Below are 14,477 nucleotides of genomic sequence, written 5' to 3' on the forward strand. Positions count from 1 at the left end.
TCATTAGAGCAGACACTAAGGAGAAAGATATATGGCAGCCCCTCAAAGCGATTATAACGGGAAGGTGGTCATTGACCCGATCACCCGAATCGAGGGTCACCTCCGCATCGAAGTGGAGGTTGAGAATGGCAAAGTTAAGGATGCATGGTCCAGCTCCACGCTCTTCCGCGGTCTCGAGATCATCCTCAAAGGCCGTGACCCCCGCGACGCTCAGCACTTCACCCAGCGCTCCTGCGGTGTGTGCACGTACGTGCACGCCCTCGCCTCCACCCGCTGCGTGGACAACGCCATCGGCGTGAAGATCCCTGAGAACGCGACCATCATGCGCAACCTCGTGCTGGCTTCCCAGTTCCTGCACGACCATATCGTCCATTTCTATCACCTCCACGCCCTGGACTGGGTGGATGTCACCAACGCGCTGAACGCCGACCCGAAAAAGGCGGCCGAGATCGCCAACAGCATCTCCCCCCGTCCCACCAAGGCCGAAGACCTCAAGGCCGTTCAGGACAAGCTGAAAGCCTTCGTGGACAGCGGCCAGCTCGGCATCTTCACCAACGCCTACTTCCTGGGCGGACACCCGGCCTACGTTCTGCCGGCGGAAGTTGACCTCATCGCCACGGCCCACTACCTTGAGGCTCTGCGCCTCCAGGTCAAGGCGGCCCGCGCCATGGCCATCTTCGGCGCCAAGAACCCGCACACCCAGTTCACCGTGGCCGGCGGCTGTACCAACTACGATGCCCTGCGCCCCGAGCGCGTGGCCGAGTTCATGTCCCTGTTCAAGGAGACCAAGAAGTTCGTCGACGAGGTCTACATCCCCGACCTGCTCGCCGTGGCTTCCTACTACAAGGACTGGGCCGGCATCGGCGGCACCACCAACTTCATGAGCTTCGGCGAGTTCCCCACCGACGAGTACGACCTCAACAGCCGGTACATCCCGCAGGGCGTCCTCTTCGACCGCGATCTCTCCAAGCCCATGGACTTCAACCCCGATGACATCAAAGAGCACGTCCGCTACAGCTGGTACGAAGGCTCCGAAGCCCGCCATCCCTACAATGGCGTGACCGAGCCCAAGTACACGGACATGCACGGTGACGGCCGCTACTCCTGGATGAAGGCTCCCCGCTACCAGGACAAGTCCATCGAGGTCGGCCCCCTGGCTACCATGCTCGTGGGCTACGCCAAGGGCCAGCCCGAGATCAAGAAGACCGTGGACATGGTCCTCGCCCACCTGAACGTCGGCCCCGAGGCTCTGTTCTCCACCCTGGGCCGCACCGCTGGCCGCGGCATCGAGACCGTGGTCATCGCCAACCAGATCGAGTCCTGGGTCAACAAGCTGCAGGCGAACGTTTCCTCCGGCAACACCGACCTGTACACCGATTGGGAATGGCCCAAGGAGTCCGAGGGCGTGGGCTTTGTCAACGCTCCCCGCGGCGGCCTGAGCCACTGGATCAAGCAGAAGGACGGCGTGATCGAGAACTTCCAGCTCGTGGTGCCCTCCACCTGGAACCTCGGCCCGCGCGATGAAAGCGGCGCCCTCAGCCCGGTTGAGGAAGCCCTTGTCGGCACCCCCATCGCCGATCCTAAGCGCCCTGTGGAAGTGCTCCGCACCGTCCACTCCTACGATCCCTGCATCGCCTGCGGCGTGCACATCATCGACTCCGAGTCCAACGAGACCTACAAGTTCAAGGTCCTGTAGCTCGGCCGGTTCAACCAACATAAAAGCGGGAGCCCGGTCCTCCGGGTTCCCGCTTTTTTACACCACACATATTTTTTATGTTCGACGATACCAACAGCAGCGATACCAAAATTCTCGTTCTCGGCGTGGGCAACATTCTCTACACCGACGAAGGCATCGGCGTGCGGCTCGTCGAAAAGCTCGAAGCCGAGTACCAGCCTTCGCCCAATGTCGAGCTCCTGGACGGCGGCACCCTCGGCACCAAGCTCATGGACTTCATCATGCGCTGCGACCAGCTCATCGTGGTCGACGCCGTTCTGGGCAACGACAAGCCCGGCTCCATCTACCACTTCGACGGCGAAGAGCTGCGCAAATCCCTTGCCTTCAAAAACTCCTTGCACCAGACAGATCTCCTGGATACGCTCGTCATGTGCGACCTTGCCGGCCACCGGCCCAATGCCGTAATCGTCGGCATGGAGCCTGAAGACTACCAGAGCATGGCGGTCGAAATTACCGAGACGTGCAAGGCGCGTCAGGACGCACTGGTCGAGGCTGTCATCAACGAGGTCCAAAAACACGGCGGGACCCTCACCCGCCGGAATGCATAGAGGCGTTTCTTATGTGTCTGGCAATTCCTGCAAAGATCGTGGACATCGAGGAAGGCGTGGCCAACTGCCGCGTCGGCGACAGCGACACCTTTATTAAGGTATCCCTCATGCTTATGGATGGCGCCGTAGAGCCAGGCGAGTACCTCATCGTCCACGCCGGTTTTGCATTGCGAAAGCTCGACGAGAAGGAAGCGCTGGAAACGCTGCAAATCCTGCGCGATATGGCCGAGCTGCAATCCGGCGAGCAGGCCGGGTTCTGACCCTCTGAATATTCCGGCGCCGCAACCGGCGCTTGGTGTTTCGCCATGTCCGACCCCCTGCCGACGACCGGCCCCTTTCTGCGGGTCTTCGTCTACGGGACCCTGAAATGCGGGTATAACAACCACGCCAGCCTTTGTCACGGCTATGCCAGCCGCTCCACGGGAGTTGTGCGCGGACGCGTGTTTGATAGACCCGAAGGCTGCCCCACGCTATTTATCCCCATGGAGGACGTGCTCGCCCCCGGCGGCGCGGACCTCGCAGCCGATTGCCGGCTCCCGGAGAACGCCCTCCCGCCCCTCGACACGAACGCCGCGCTCACGCCCCCGCCCACCCCATGGCGGCACGTGGCCGGCGAGATATTCACCTTTCACGACGGTCCGGACCGTCTGCGCCGCCTGGACATCCTGGAGGATTTCTATCCCGGCGAGCCGTCCGAGTACTGCCGCGTCGTTCTTCCCGTTCGCACCAGCCATGGAAGTGTTCCCTGCTGGGCGTACATTTCACCCCACTCGGCCCGTTTCCAGGCCGAATACTCGGAATCGACATGACTACATCCCACACCACCCCATGGGCAGCGTCCAGGCTCGCCGCCGTGCGGCCTTCCTTTATCCGCGAAATCCTCAAGGTCACGGAAGACCCGACCGTTATTTCCTTTGCCGGCGGCCTGCCCAACCCCGATCTCTTTCCCCTGCAGGCCATTGAGGAAGCCGCTGCCCGCGTACTCCGGGACGAAGGTACGCAGGCCCTCCAGTACTCCACCACCGAGGGCTTTCTGCCCCTGCGCGAATGGATCGCGGCGCGTTACGCCAGGCGCGGCGTCACGGTCCATCCGGACGATATTCTCATCACCACCGGCTCCCAGCAGGGCCTCGACCTCATCGGCAAGTGCTTCATCGACACCGGCGAGGCCGTGATGCTGGAGCGGCCCGGCTACCTCGGCGCCATCCAGGCCTTTGCGTTCATGGAGCCGCGCTTCTGCACCGTGCCGCTGGAGGACGACGGCCCGGATATCGACGCCATGGCTGCGACGCTCGGAAGCGACGCCCCCACGGTGTTCTATGCGGTGCCCAACTTCCAGAACCCCTCGGGCGTAACCTGGTCCGGCGAGAAACGCGCCGCAGCAGCCAAGCTGCTGGAAGGTTCGCAGACCCTGTTTGTGGAGGACGATCCCTACGGCGAGCTCCGCTTCTCCGGCACCTCGCACCCCCCTGTAGGCTCGATGCTCGCCCCGGACCGGCGTATCATGCTCGGCTCGTTCTCCAAGGTCGCCTCGCCCGGCATGCGCGTGGGCTGGCTCGTGGCCGGTCCTGCGCTGCGCGGCCACCTGGTCACGGCCAAGCAGGCCGCGGACCTGCACACCTCCACGCTCACGCAGCGCATCCTGGCCCGGTTCCTGGCGGACAACGACCTGGACTCGCACATCGCCAAAATTCGCGAGGCATACGGCCATCACGCCAAGGTCATGATCCAGGCCATGGAGCAGTACTTTCCGGATGACGTGAAGTTCACCCGGCCCGAAGGTGGCATGTTCCTCTGGGTCACGCTGCCCCAGGGCTGCTCGTCCATGGACCTGTTCGAGAAGGCCATCGAGGCCAAGGTCGCCTTTGTGCCCGGCGCGCCCTTCTACGTGGACGGCAGCGGCGGGAACACCCTGCGCGTCAACTTCTCCAACGCCAACGAGGCCATGATCGAGGAAGGCGTGCGCCGCCTGGCCGGCTGCCTGGAATCGTATCTCGCCGCATGTTGAGTGTGTTCTTGACTTTACGGCGTGCTTGCATAATCTTTTTTGTTTTGTCCCGCTGAAGGGATTTTTCCATCAGTTTCCACCCACGGACCCCCATTCTCCGGGAGCCGAATTTACATGAGCGATTATAAAAAAACACTGCACCTTCCCAAGACAAGCTTCCCCATGAAGGCCAACCTCAAGCAGCGCGAGCCCGAGATGCTCAAGCGCTGGGAGGAGGCGAACGCCTACGAGGCCATGGTTCAGGCCTCCGGCGCAGAAGGCGAATATGTGCTGCACGACGGCCCGCCCTACGCCAACGGCCATATCCACCTCGGCACCGCCCTGAACAAGGTGCTCAAGGACATTATCGTCAAGAGCCGCAACATGATGGGCTATGCCTCGCAGTACGTCCCTGGCTGGGACTGCCACGGCCTGCCCATCGAGCATAAGGTTGCCCTGGAGCTCAAGGAAAAGGGCAAGGTGCTGCCGCCCCTGGCCGTACGCAAGCGCTGCCGCGACTACGCCTCCAAGTTCCTGGACATCCAGCGCAAGGAGTTCAAGCGCCTGGGCGTGATGGGCGTGTGGGACAATCCCTACCAGACCATGAACCCCAGCTACGAGGCCGCCACGGCCGGCGAGTTGGCCAAGTTCATGGGCCAGGGCTCCGTGGCCCGCAACAAGAAGCCCATCCACTGGTGCCTCTCCTGCCAGACCGCCCTGGCCGAAGCCGAGGTGGAGTACGCGCCGCACAAGTCGCCCTCCATCTACGTGGCCTTCCCCATGGATACGGACAGCGAGAACAGCGAAAAGTTCAACGCCCTGTTCCCGGGCGCGGATATCGAGAAAACCTCGGCCGTCATCTGGACCACCACGCCGTGGACCATTCCGGACAACATGGCCGTGGCTGCGCATCCGGAGTTCGAGTACGTCCTGGTATCCGCCGACGGCGCCAACTACATCGTTGCCAAGGAGCTGGTGGAGGACCTGGCCGGCACCTTTGGCTGGAAAGACTGGTCCGTCCAGGCCGAGGCCATCGGCGAGAAGCTGGAAGGTCTGGTGGCGCGCCATCCGTTCTTCGACCGCCTCTCGCCCATCGTCCTGGGCCTGCACGTAACGCTTGAGGCCGGCACCGGCCTGGTTCACACCGCGCCCGGTCACGGCCGCGAAGACTACGACACAGGCCTGGCCTACGGTCTGGAAATCCTTTCGCCCATGGACGACTGCGGCCGCTTCCTGGAAAGCGTGGAGCACTTTGCCGGGCTCAACGTCTGGGAGGCCAACCCCAAGGTCATCGAGCTCTTGGAGTCCAAGGGCCGGCTGCTGGCCCAGTCCAGAGTGGAGCACTCCTACCCCCACTGCTGGCGCTGCAAGGAGCCGGTCATCTTCCGAGCCACCACCCAGTGGTTCATCACCATGGAGACCAACGACCTCAGAAAGAAGGCGCTCAACGCCATCGACAACGATGTGCGCTGGATTCCCTCCTGGGGCCGCGAACGCATCCATAATATGGTCGCCAACCGGCCGGACTGGTGCATCTCCCGCCAGCGCACCTGGGGCGTGCCCATCGTGGCCCTGCTCTGCGAGGCGTGCGACGAGGCGTTCTTCGACCAGGCATGGGTGGAAGCGGTTGTTTCCCACTTCGAAACCCACGAGCGCGGCTGCGACTACTGGTTCGAGGCCGAGATCGAGGAGCTGCTCAAGCTGCCCGGCGCGCCCAAGGCGTGTCCCCACTGCGGCGCATCCAAATGGAAGAAGGAAACCGACATCCTGGACGTCTGGTTCGACTCCGGCACCAGCTTCGCCGCCGTGGTGGAGAAGCGTCCGGAGTGCCGCTACCCGGCCGACCTCTATCTGGAAGGCTCGGACCAACACCGCGGCTGGTTCCACTCCTCGCTGCTGGCCTCCGTGGGCAACCGCGGCCAGGCCCCGTACAAGGCCGTGCTCACTCACGGCTACGTGGTGGACGGCGAAGGCAAGAAGCAGTCCAAGTCCGTGGGCAACGTGGTGGCCCCGCAGGAGATCATCGACCAGTACGGCGCCGAGATCCTGCGCATGTGGGTGGCCAGCGTGGATTACACCGAGGACGTGCGCATCTCCGAGGAGATCATGAGCCGCCTGGTGGACGCCTACCGCCGCATCCGCAACACCACACGCTATCTGCTGGGCAACCTGCAGGACTTCACTCCCGAGGACGCCGTGGCGGACGCAGACCTTCTGCCGCTGGACCGCTACGCCCTGGAGCTGGCGGCCCGCAGCCGCCGCAGGAACCGCGCCGGGTACGAGAACTACGAGTTCCACCGCGTGTTCCACAACATCCACAACGCCTGCGTCACGGACCTCTCGGCCTTCTATCTGGACTGCGTCAAGGATCGCCTCTACGCCTCCAGGGCCGACTCCAAGGAGCGCCGCTCCGCGCAGACCGTGCTCTGGAAGACGCTGCTGTGGCTGCTGGCGGACATGGCTCCCATCCTCAGCTTTACTGCGGAAGAGGCCTTTGGCCATCTGCCGGACGCCTTACGGCCGGATATCTCCACGGTCTTCGCTCTGCAGGCGCCCGAGCTGCCCGAGCCACTGGACGGCCCGGAATTGGAAGCCTTCGAGACCCTGGCCGCCGTGCGCGCCGAGGTGACCAAGGCCATCGAGCCGCACCGCAAGTCCGGCCACATCGGCCATTCTCTCTCCGCCGTGGTCACGCTGTACGCTTCGGACGAGCTGCGCTCGACCCTGGAGTCCACCGGCGCGGACCTGACCGAGGTGTTCATCGTCTCGGGCGCTAAGCTTGCGCCCCTTGCCGATGCGCCCGCTGACGCCACCGAGGCCGAGGATGTGGAAGGGCTGAAGATCGCCGTGGAGCAGGCTTCCGGCGAGAAGTGCGAGCGCTGCTGGAAAACGGCTCCGGACGTTGCAAAGCGCGAGGCCGTGGGCGAAGAGGTGCCGGAAGGCTCCATGTGCTCCCGCTGTGCCACGGCTGTGGGCACGAAGTAGCTGTAATTACGAACCATGAACCGCCGTCTTGCATACGCCGTTCTGCCCGCCGCGGCCGTGGTGCTTGTTGATCAGCTCAGCAAGCAGATCATCGCCGCGACGGTGCAGCCGTATGCGGAGCGAATCGCCGTGATTCCGGGGTTCTTCGATATCGTCCACGTGCACAACACCGGGGCGGCGTTCAGCTTCCTGGCGCAGGGCTCCGGCTGGCAGCGCTGGTTCTTCGTGGCGGCGTCTGTTCTGGCGATAATCATCCTGGCCGGAATGATCGCGCGAACCGCGCTCGGCCAGAAGCTCACCCTGCTCACCCTGGGCCTGATCCTGGGCGGTGCGGCAGGCAACCTCGTGGACCGGCTCTTCATCGGCCACGTCATCGACTTTATCGATGTCTACGTGGGCTCGTACCACTGGCCGGCTTTCAATGTCGCGGACAGCGCCATCTCCGTCGGCGTTTTCGGGCTGCTTCTGCTCATCATCACGGGCAAGGAACGCCGTTTCGCCCCTCCAGAGACCGGACCCAATCTCCGCAAGGAGCGGAATCAATGACGAACAGCTGGATTCTGACGGCCCTTATCCTGGCCCTTCCCATCATTCCGAATCTGTGGTCTATTTGGCACATATTCTACAGGGATTTTCCCTCGCCCACGGAAAAGCTCGCCTGGCTCGGTGTCGCCGTGTTCATTCCCGTTCTCGGCGGCATCATTTACATTCTGGTGGGACGGCGGCGCGCTCGCAAGCCCGCCTGAGCCCCAAAGCAAGGTGCGACAACTTCCGTGCGGCACTGTCTCATTCCGATTGACGCCAATTTCATCGAGAGGACCCTCATGAAACGCATATGCACACGCTTCATTCCCCTCGCTCTTCTCGGCCTTGGGGCGACGGCCTGCGTCTCGCAGCAGAACTTCAGCAATCTGCAGCAGCAGGTGAACTCGAACCAACAGCGCTTAGAGAGCGTTGAACAGATCCGTCCCAACCAGGCGAACCTGAGCGCGGAGCTGGACTCCATCCGCACGCAGATCGCCAGCCTCCGCGGCCGGATGGACGAGCTGGAGCGGCGCTTCATGCGCCCTTCCGCCTCATCCGTCGCGCCCTACTCCGACACCATGTCCCAGCCTGCGCAGCCGGAGCCGCAGCTCCATCCTGCAATGCAGCAATCCCAGCCGCAGCAACAGCAGCAGACGACAGATCAGGCCCTGGCCAGCCTTGGCATGTCCAACTCCCAGGCGGCCGAGCTGGGCGCCGAGGAGACGCAGGCCCAGCCCGCCGATCCGAGCCGTCAGCTCTATGACGAGGCCCTGGCCCAGTTCAAAGCGCGCAACTACGAGACTGCGCAGGTCATGTGGGCGGATTACGTAAAGGAAAATCCCAAGAGCGACCTGGTGCCCAACGCGCTCTTCTGGCAGGGCGAGGCGTACTACCAGATGCGCCAGTATCCGCAGGCCATCCTGTCCTACCAGGAAGTCATCGCCAAGCACGCCAAAAGCAACAAGTACCCGGCCGCGCTGCTCAAGCAGGGCATTTCCTTCATCACCATCGGCAAGGAGAAGGCCGGCAAGCTCCAGCTCAACGAGCTGATCAAGAAGTTCCCGGACTCCCAGGAAGCACAGCGCGCCCGCGACTTCCTGAAGAACCCCGGCTAGGCCGCACCATATCATCCAAACCCGACCGGGGCGGCGTTGCTCGCGCCGCCCCGTTTGCATCTTTATGGACGCTGCATGAACAACATCGCCTCCAAAACCATCGATCCTTCGGCCCCGCGCAAGGCGTACCGCAAGATCATCATGCTGACCTTCCCCTCGGAGGTCTCCGGCTCGCCCATGGTCTGCAACCTCACCCGGCTGTTTGACCTGAGCGTGAACATACTGCGCGCGCAGATCACTCCGCGCCGGGACGGCTTCATGACCGTGGAGCTCTTCGGCGAAGAGGAGATGTTCCACGAGGCCATCTCCTACCTCAAGGGCCTGGGCATCAAGATCAGCACGCCGGAGCAGACCATCTTCCGCGACGAGGATTCGTGTATGCAGTGCGGCGTGTGCGTGGCCATCTGCCATACCGAGGCGCTCAGCTTGGACAAAAATACGCGGCGTGTGGTATTCGACATGGAGCGTTGCGCCACGTGCGGCCAGTGCACCCGGGTCTGTCCGGTCAAGGCCATGCGCATCGAGGTGGATCAGTAACCGCGAGCCATTCATGAAGGAACACGAGGAAGACAGACGTACCTTCTCACGCGTATCGACGCGGATCGACGCGCTCATGCGGCGGATCGAATCCCCGGATGCGCCGCAGCTTTTTCACGAGACGCTGCTCCTGCCCGATGCCCGCAACATCTTCGTGGGCTCCAACGTTCCCAAGGAAATCGGTGAGTTCCTGCTGGCGCTCGACGCCAAGCTCGACACCCTCGTGTCCATGGCCAGCCGCGACCGGCTGGAGCAGGACTTCCCCATTCCCGCGGATGTCTACGAGGTCTCCGGCAACGGCATCCGCTTCCACACCACGCACGACTTCCGCCCCGGCGACCATGTCGAGGTCGTGCTCTTTCTTTCCCGCATGCCCCTGCGCCTGACAAGCGCCGTGGGCGTTGTGCTGGACAAACGCGCCGCCTCCTCCCGCGACGAACTGAGCCCCCAGTGGGCGCTCAAGTTCACCCGCATCCGGGAGCAGGATCTCGAGGCCGTGGTCCAGTTCGTTTTCCAGCAGGAACGCCGCACTATCCGCGAACGCCGTCTCTACCACGAAGAGTAAACCACCAGCAGGAGCACGCGCATGTTTTCTCAGAACACGGTCATGGAGCGTCTCGTGGAGAAAATCTCGTCCCGTGTGGTCGAGAACATCTCCCAGACCATTACGCACACCGTGGAAAGGGAGTTGCAGGAGAGTCTCTCCAGAGCGCTCATCGAAGGCGAGTTCTACCGTGAAATGAACGAGGAAATGCGCAACGGCCTCCAGACCATCTACAAGGAAATCCGCAACGCCTCGCAACCGGACGAGATGCGCAGCTCCGAGCTGTCCACGGAGGAGCTCTTCAGCGAGGCCTCCCAACAGCTCGACGACATCCTCTCCACCACCGAGGAGGCCACGGTCTCCATCATGGATGTGGTGGAAAAGCACCTGGAACTGCAGAACAAGTCAACAGAGCTTCTTGCCGGCCTGCGGCGTACACGCAAATCCAACCTAGCCATCCGCGAGCTCATCGACATCAACGACGAGCTCGGCCAGAACCTCGTGCAGATAATGACCTCGCTCAGCTTTCAGGATCTGACTGGCCAGCGCATCAAGAAGATCATCAATGCGCTCAAAGCCATAGAAACCACGGTGTTCGAGCTCTACCTCTCCACCGGGCTCACCCTGAAGGCGCGCGAAGAAGCCCCGGACAAGGACATCAAGTCCATCCGGGAAGAATCGAAAGCTCGGGTCTCGCAGCTCAAGGGGCCGCAGCGGGAGTCCTCGCAACAAGACGTGGACGACCTGCTCGGCCAGCTGGGACTCGAATAACGGAGATATTCATGGAAACGAAACAGATCACAATTATCGGCGCCGGCCCGGCAGGGCTCTCCGCCGCTATTTACGCCGCCCGCGCCGGCCTTTCCACGCTGGTTCTCGGCTGCCAGCCCAAGATTGCTGGCGACTACGAGATCGACAACTACTTCGGCTTTCCGGAGACCATCTCCGGCAAGGAGCTCATCGAGCGCGGCCGCGCCCAGGCGGAGCGGTTCGGCGCCGAGATCCGTTGCGATCGCGTCCTGTCCATCCACATGGACGAGGATATGCGCTTTACCGTCAAGACCAAGGACACCGAGATAAAGACCTGCGCCGTCATCCTGGCCACGGGCGTCTCCCGTGTGAAGCCGGGCATTGATAACCTGGGTGACTACGAGGGCAAGGGCGTCTCCTACTGCGTGAGCTGTGACGGCTTTTTCTTCCGCGGCAAGAAGGTCGTGGTCATCGGCGAGGCGTTCTTCGCAGCCAACCAGGCCCTGGAGCTGACCAACTACACCCCGGACATCACCATCATCACCCAGGGCAAGGCCCCGACCATGAACGGCGACTACCGCACGATGCTGGACGAGGCGTCCATTCCGGTGCTGGAAAAGAAGGTGACGCGTCTTGAGGGCGAAAACGGCCTGGAGCGCATTGTCTTCGAGGATGGCGAGACCATGGACGCGGACGGCCTGTTCGTGGCCATCGGCGAAGCCTCATCCTCCGACTTCGCCTACACCCTGGGCATCGAGCGCAAGGGCGTTTTCCTGGTGGCGGACGACAAAAAGGCCACCAACATCCCGGGCGTGTTCGCTGCCGGCGACTGCCTGGGCGGTTTCCTGCAGATCAGTGTGGCCGTGGGCGAAGGCGCCGTGGCCGCCAAGTCCGCCATAGGCTACGTCAAGAAGGAATGCGCCGACATGGAGACGACCTGAGCATAAGCTTCGGATTCTATAGAAGGTCTGTTGACAGCCCCGCCGAATTGGGCTATGTATCTCTGCTCTTTTAATGATTAAAAGGGCCTATAGCTCAGTTGGCAGAGCCACCGGCTCATAACCGGCAGGTCCCAGGTTCGAATCCTGGTAGGCCCACCAGAAGGATGAATCATTGCAAGGGTTCGAAAAACCTTCGCTCCAATCCGCCGCCTGGCGGTTAGACTATTGTTGATGCTCCTTGGGAGACTTCCCTGAGGAGCATCTTCTTTTGGGTGCCATGAAACTGAATGAAATTATCCGCGTTATCGAGGAAACTGCGCCACTTTCCGCGCAGGCCCCGTGGGACAAGTCCGGCGTCCAGATCCCCGGCTCGGCCGAACGATCCAGGGACACACGCACCGTGGCCGTCACCCTGGACCCCACGCCGGCTGCCATAGCCCGCTGCATTGATGAAAACGCCGACCTCATTCTCACCCACCACCCCCTGGCCATCGAGCCCAAATTTCTGAGTGAAGCCGGACCGTACCTCGAAACCGTCCGCCTCGTGCTCGGCTCCGGGGCCGCACTCTACGCCTCGCACACCTCCCTGGACGCCAACCTCAACGGCCCGGCCGGATGGCTGGCGCGGGAGCTCTCCCTGCAGAACGTCCAGCCCCTGGAAACCACCCGCCGCGTGCACACCCGCGGGGCAGTCTTTCCGGTCAGCCCGGAGGACGAGCCCAACATGGAGCGCTGGCAGCGCCTGCCCGGCGTGGTAGACGTCCAGTTCCTCGACGACGGTGCCGGTTCCGGCGAGTGCTTCCTGCTGCATGAGGAGGACGCCTGGAACGAGATCCGCGCCGTAGTCGCCGCGGACCTTGCCGACATGTCTGCCTTCAACATGGTGGATACGGCCTTCGAGGACGCCGTCTACGGCATCGGCCAGGTGGGCGACCTGCCCCAGCCCCTGGCCTGGAACGAATTTTCCGAGCGCATCGCCGGCCATGTCGGCAGCGCCGTGATGGTGGGCATGGTTCCACCCCACCATCCTATTCCCGACACGGTGTCCCGGGTGGCCATCTGTCCCGGCTCCGGATCGTCGCTCGCCCAGGCGGCGCGATCCCGCAACGCGGACATTCTGATCACCGGGGATGTCAAATACCACGTGGCCCTGGAAGCCCCCCTGCCCATGGTGGATGTGGGGCACTTCTGTCTGGAGGAGGAGATGATGCGCCGATTCGCCTCCCTTCTGGCGGAAGGCCTGGCCGCTTTGAATCCCAAGGTCCGGGTCGTATTCGTCCCGGGATATGAGCCGCGCACGCTGCTCGGCTCCGCGTCCGGCGCATAACCCGCGCTGGCCGCGCAACCTGGAGCGACCCCGCTCCGGCACTTTTTCGTGTGACCGAGGAGGCAACACAGTGAGTATCTACCTGAAGCAAATTGAACAGCTCGTCGCCCTGCAGCGGGTGGACAGTGAGATCATACTCCTCAAAGAGGAGCTGGAGAGCGCACCCAAGGAAGTGGAGCAGTTGGAGCAGGACTACTCCCAGTTCCGCGAGCGCAAGGAGCAGATCCTCGAGAAGATCGACTACCTGCAGTCGCAGCAGAAGCGGCTCGATGGCGAGATCTCCGACGACGACCTGAAGATCAAGAAGTCCAAGAACAAGCTCATGATGGCGTCCAACACCAAAGAGTACCACGCCATGATGCGCGAGATGGACAACATCGAAAAGCTCAACCGCATGCGCGAAGAAGAGCGCATGGCCCTGGTGGAAGAGCTGGAGCGCCAGCGCGCCGCCCTGGAAGAGGTGGAATCCGAGTCCTCCTCGCTCAAGGAGAATCTGGACGAGAAACAGTCCACCCTGGAGCAGCGCGTGGAAGAGATCGAGGCGCGCCTGGCCGTGCTGGACAAGCAGCGCAAGGCCGCCGGTCAGCACGTGCCCGCGCCGGTCCTGGGCCGCTACGAGTTCATCCGCTCCCGCCTGGCCGCGCCGGTCATTGTCCCGGTCATGGAAGGCGTCTGCTCGGGCTGCAACATCGCCATCCCGCCGCAGAGCTTCATCGAGCTGCAAAAGGGCCAGCAGATCCTCAACTGCCCCAACTGCCAGCGCCTCATCTACTGGTGCGAGCACTTCGAGGAAAGCCACGAGCCTGTTCCCGGCAAGCCCCAGGCCGCGCCAAAGACGCACAAGGAAGCCGCCGAGGAAGCCGAGTAGAGTTTTATAAAAAGATTAACGTCTTGCGAGAGGGACACCCTTTAAAAAGGGTTCTCCCTCTCGCGCTCTCCCTTCCTAAACTTTTTGATGGGCTCTCTGTCAGGTCTTCAATTTCCAATTAAAAATCTTTGGAAATGTAGGGCCAATGTTGCGCATCCCTTTCTTCCAGAAAGGTTTGCCCCAGCCCCATTGTAAAAGTCTTTGACGTGCATTTGATCAGGCCTTATCTGCTTGATCGGGAGTCGGACGGGTCGTCGCTTTGGGCGCTTGCGCCCCGAGAGGAAAGTCCGGGCTCCGCAGGGCAGGACGCTGGGTAACGCCCAGGGGGAGTGATCCCCGGACAGTGCCACAGAAAACAGACCGCCTGGGCGGCACACAGCCGCGCAGGTAAGGGTGAAACGGTGGGGTAAGAGCCCACCAGTTGTCGTGGCGACACGGCAAGCTTGGTAAACCCCGTCCGGAGCAAGACCAAATAGGGGGGCGTTCGAGGTCGGCCCGGCCGAAGCCCCCGGGTAGGTTGCTAGAGACCCGGAGTAATCCGGGCCCCAGAGGAATGGCGGCCACCCGCCCTTGCGGCGGGTACAGAACCCGGCTTACAGTCCGGCTCCCATCTTT

The 14,477-nt window shown here is 62.6% G+C and carries 15 protein-coding genes, 1 tRNA gene and 1 other RNA gene; all 17 read left to right on the top strand.

Annotated elements, in window-relative coordinates; genetic code table 11:
• The first annotated feature begins 31 nt into the window (after positions 1-31).
• The 17 genes from E8L03_RS04630 to rnpB all read left to right on the top strand — a co-directional run bounded on the left by E8L03_RS04630 (position 32) and on the right by rnpB (position 14,474).
• Complete coding sequence (locus tag E8L03_RS04630; protein ID WP_144234701.1) at positions 32-1,696, top strand: nickel-dependent hydrogenase large subunit; 1,665 nt, start codon at positions 32-34, stop codon at positions 1,694-1,696.
• 77 nt (positions 1,697-1,773) lie between these two features.
• Positions 1,774-2,283, top strand: a complete 510-nt coding sequence (locus E8L03_RS04635) for a HyaD/HybD family hydrogenase maturation endopeptidase (protein WP_144234702.1) — start codon at positions 1,774-1,776, stop codon at positions 2,281-2,283.
• 11 nt (positions 2,284-2,294) lie between these two features.
• The gene (locus E8L03_RS04640) at positions 2,295-2,543 is read left to right on the top strand and encodes a HypC/HybG/HupF family hydrogenase formation chaperone (protein ID WP_144234703.1); all 249 of its coding nucleotides are present in this window, start codon (positions 2,295-2,297) and stop codon (positions 2,541-2,543) included.
• A 45-nt stretch (positions 2,544-2,588) separates the two neighbouring features.
• Positions 2,589-3,092 carry a gamma-glutamylcyclotransferase family protein gene (locus E8L03_RS04645; protein ID WP_171266696.1) on the top strand — a complete coding sequence of 168 codons (504 nt, stop codon included), beginning with the start codon at positions 2,589-2,591 and terminating at the stop codon, positions 3,090-3,092.
• Positions 3,089-4,291, top strand: coding sequence for an aminotransferase-like domain-containing protein (locus E8L03_RS04650; RefSeq protein ID WP_171266697.1), 1,203 nt, complete (start codon positions 3,089-3,091; stop codon positions 4,289-4,291). The genes E8L03_RS04645 and E8L03_RS04650 overlap by 4 nt, the downstream gene beginning before the upstream one ends.
• Positions 4,292-4,405: 114 nt before the next feature.
• Entirely contained in the window at positions 4,406-7,255 is a 2,850-nt protein-coding gene (gene ileS / locus E8L03_RS04655) for an isoleucine--tRNA ligase (RefSeq protein WP_144234706.1), read from the top strand.
• Between the two features lie 15 nt (positions 7,256-7,270).
• Positions 7,271-7,801, top strand: a complete 531-nt coding sequence (gene lspA, locus E8L03_RS04660) for a signal peptidase II (protein WP_144234707.1) — start codon at positions 7,271-7,273, stop codon at positions 7,799-7,801.
• Positions 7,798-8,001: a PLD nuclease N-terminal domain-containing protein gene (locus E8L03_RS04665; RefSeq protein WP_144234708.1), complete on the top strand. Its 204-nt coding sequence runs from the start codon at positions 7,798-7,800 to the stop codon at positions 7,999-8,001. The genes lspA and E8L03_RS04665 overlap by 4 nt, the downstream gene beginning before the upstream one ends.
• A 78-nt stretch (positions 8,002-8,079) precedes the next feature.
• Positions 8,080-8,895 carry a tol-pal system protein YbgF gene (gene ybgF, locus E8L03_RS04670; RefSeq protein ID WP_144234709.1) on the top strand — a complete coding sequence of 272 codons (816 nt, stop codon included), beginning with the start codon at positions 8,080-8,082 and terminating at the stop codon, positions 8,893-8,895.
• Positions 8,896-8,970: 75 nt separating this feature from the next.
• A complete protein-coding gene (locus E8L03_RS04675; RefSeq protein ID WP_144234710.1) occupies positions 8,971-9,432 on the top strand; it encodes an NIL domain-containing protein in 462 nt (153 codons plus the stop codon).
• A gap of 13 nt (positions 9,433-9,445) precedes the next feature.
• On the top strand, positions 9,446-9,997 hold the full coding sequence (locus E8L03_RS04680; RefSeq protein ID WP_171266698.1) for a PilZ domain-containing protein: 552 nt from the start codon (positions 9,446-9,448) through the stop codon (positions 9,995-9,997).
• Positions 9,998-10,018: 21 nt separating this feature from the next.
• Positions 10,019-10,747, top strand: coding sequence for a protein phosphatase CheZ (locus tag E8L03_RS04685; protein ID WP_144234712.1), 729 nt, complete (start codon positions 10,019-10,021; stop codon positions 10,745-10,747).
• 11 nt (positions 10,748-10,758) lie between these two features.
• The gene (locus E8L03_RS04690) at positions 10,759-11,667 is read left to right on the top strand and encodes an NAD(P)/FAD-dependent oxidoreductase (protein WP_144234713.1); all 909 of its coding nucleotides are present in this window, start codon (positions 10,759-10,761) and stop codon (positions 11,665-11,667) included.
• 83 nt (positions 11,668-11,750) lie between these two features.
• Positions 11,751-11,826: transfer RNA gene (locus E8L03_RS04695), tRNA-Ile, on the top strand.
• A gap of 118 nt (positions 11,827-11,944) precedes the next feature.
• On the top strand, positions 11,945-12,994 hold the full coding sequence (locus E8L03_RS04700; RefSeq protein ID WP_144234714.1) for a Nif3-like dinuclear metal center hexameric protein: 1,050 nt from the start codon (positions 11,945-11,947) through the stop codon (positions 12,992-12,994).
• A gap of 70 nt (positions 12,995-13,064) precedes the next feature.
• On the top strand, positions 13,065-13,862 hold the full coding sequence (locus tag E8L03_RS04705) for a zinc ribbon domain-containing protein (RefSeq protein WP_144234715.1): 798 nt from the start codon (positions 13,065-13,067) through the stop codon (positions 13,860-13,862).
• Between the two features lie 238 nt (positions 13,863-14,100).
• An RNA gene (rnpB, locus tag E8L03_RS04710) (RNase P RNA component class A) lies at positions 14,101-14,474 on the top strand.
• Positions 14,475-14,477: the final 3 nt, after the last annotated feature.

It is taken from the genome of Oceanidesulfovibrio marinus (genome assembly GCF_013085545.1).
Classification (GTDB): domain Bacteria; phylum Desulfobacterota; class Desulfovibrionia; order Desulfovibrionales; family Desulfovibrionaceae; genus Oceanidesulfovibrio; species Oceanidesulfovibrio marinus.

Bases quoted from the DNA above. Each gene is read 5' to 3' on its own strand.
- ileS (WP_144234706.1), top strand. From the start codon at position 4,406: ATGAGCGATTATAAAAAAACACTGCACCTTCCCAAGACAAGCTTCCCC.
- E8L03_RS04675 (WP_144234710.1), top strand. From the start codon at position 8,971: ATGAACAACATCGCCTCCAAAACCATCGATCCTTCGGCCCCGCGCAAG.
- ybgF (WP_144234709.1), top strand. From the start codon at position 8,080: ATGAAACGCATATGCACACGCTTCATTCCCCTCGCTCTTCTCGGCCTT.
- E8L03_RS04700 (WP_144234714.1), top strand. From the start codon at position 11,945: ATGAAACTGAATGAAATTATCCGCGTTATCGAGGAAACTGCGCCACTT.
- E8L03_RS04690 (WP_144234713.1), top strand. From the start codon at position 10,759: ATGGAAACGAAACAGATCACAATTATCGGCGCCGGCCCGGCAGGGCTC.
- E8L03_RS04640 (WP_144234703.1), top strand. From the start codon at position 2,295: ATGTGTCTGGCAATTCCTGCAAAGATCGTGGACATCGAGGAAGGCGTG.
- lspA (WP_144234707.1), top strand. From the start codon at position 7,271: ATGAACCGCCGTCTTGCATACGCCGTTCTGCCCGCCGCGGCCGTGGTG.
- E8L03_RS04630 (WP_144234701.1), top strand. From the start codon at position 32: ATGGCAGCCCCTCAAAGCGATTATAACGGGAAGGTGGTCATTGACCCG.
- E8L03_RS04665 (WP_144234708.1), top strand. From the start codon at position 7,798: ATGACGAACAGCTGGATTCTGACGGCCCTTATCCTGGCCCTTCCCATC.
- E8L03_RS04680 (WP_171266698.1), top strand. From the start codon at position 9,446: ATGAAGGAACACGAGGAAGACAGACGTACCTTCTCACGCGTATCGACG.
- E8L03_RS04635 (WP_144234702.1), top strand. From the start codon at position 1,774: ATGTTCGACGATACCAACAGCAGCGATACCAAAATTCTCGTTCTCGGC.
- E8L03_RS04685 (WP_144234712.1), top strand. From the start codon at position 10,019: ATGTTTTCTCAGAACACGGTCATGGAGCGTCTCGTGGAGAAAATCTCG.
- E8L03_RS04650 (WP_171266697.1), top strand. From the start codon at position 3,089: ATGACTACATCCCACACCACCCCATGGGCAGCGTCCAGGCTCGCCGCC.
- E8L03_RS04645 (WP_171266696.1), top strand. From the start codon at position 2,589: ATGTCCGACCCCCTGCCGACGACCGGCCCCTTTCTGCGGGTCTTCGTC.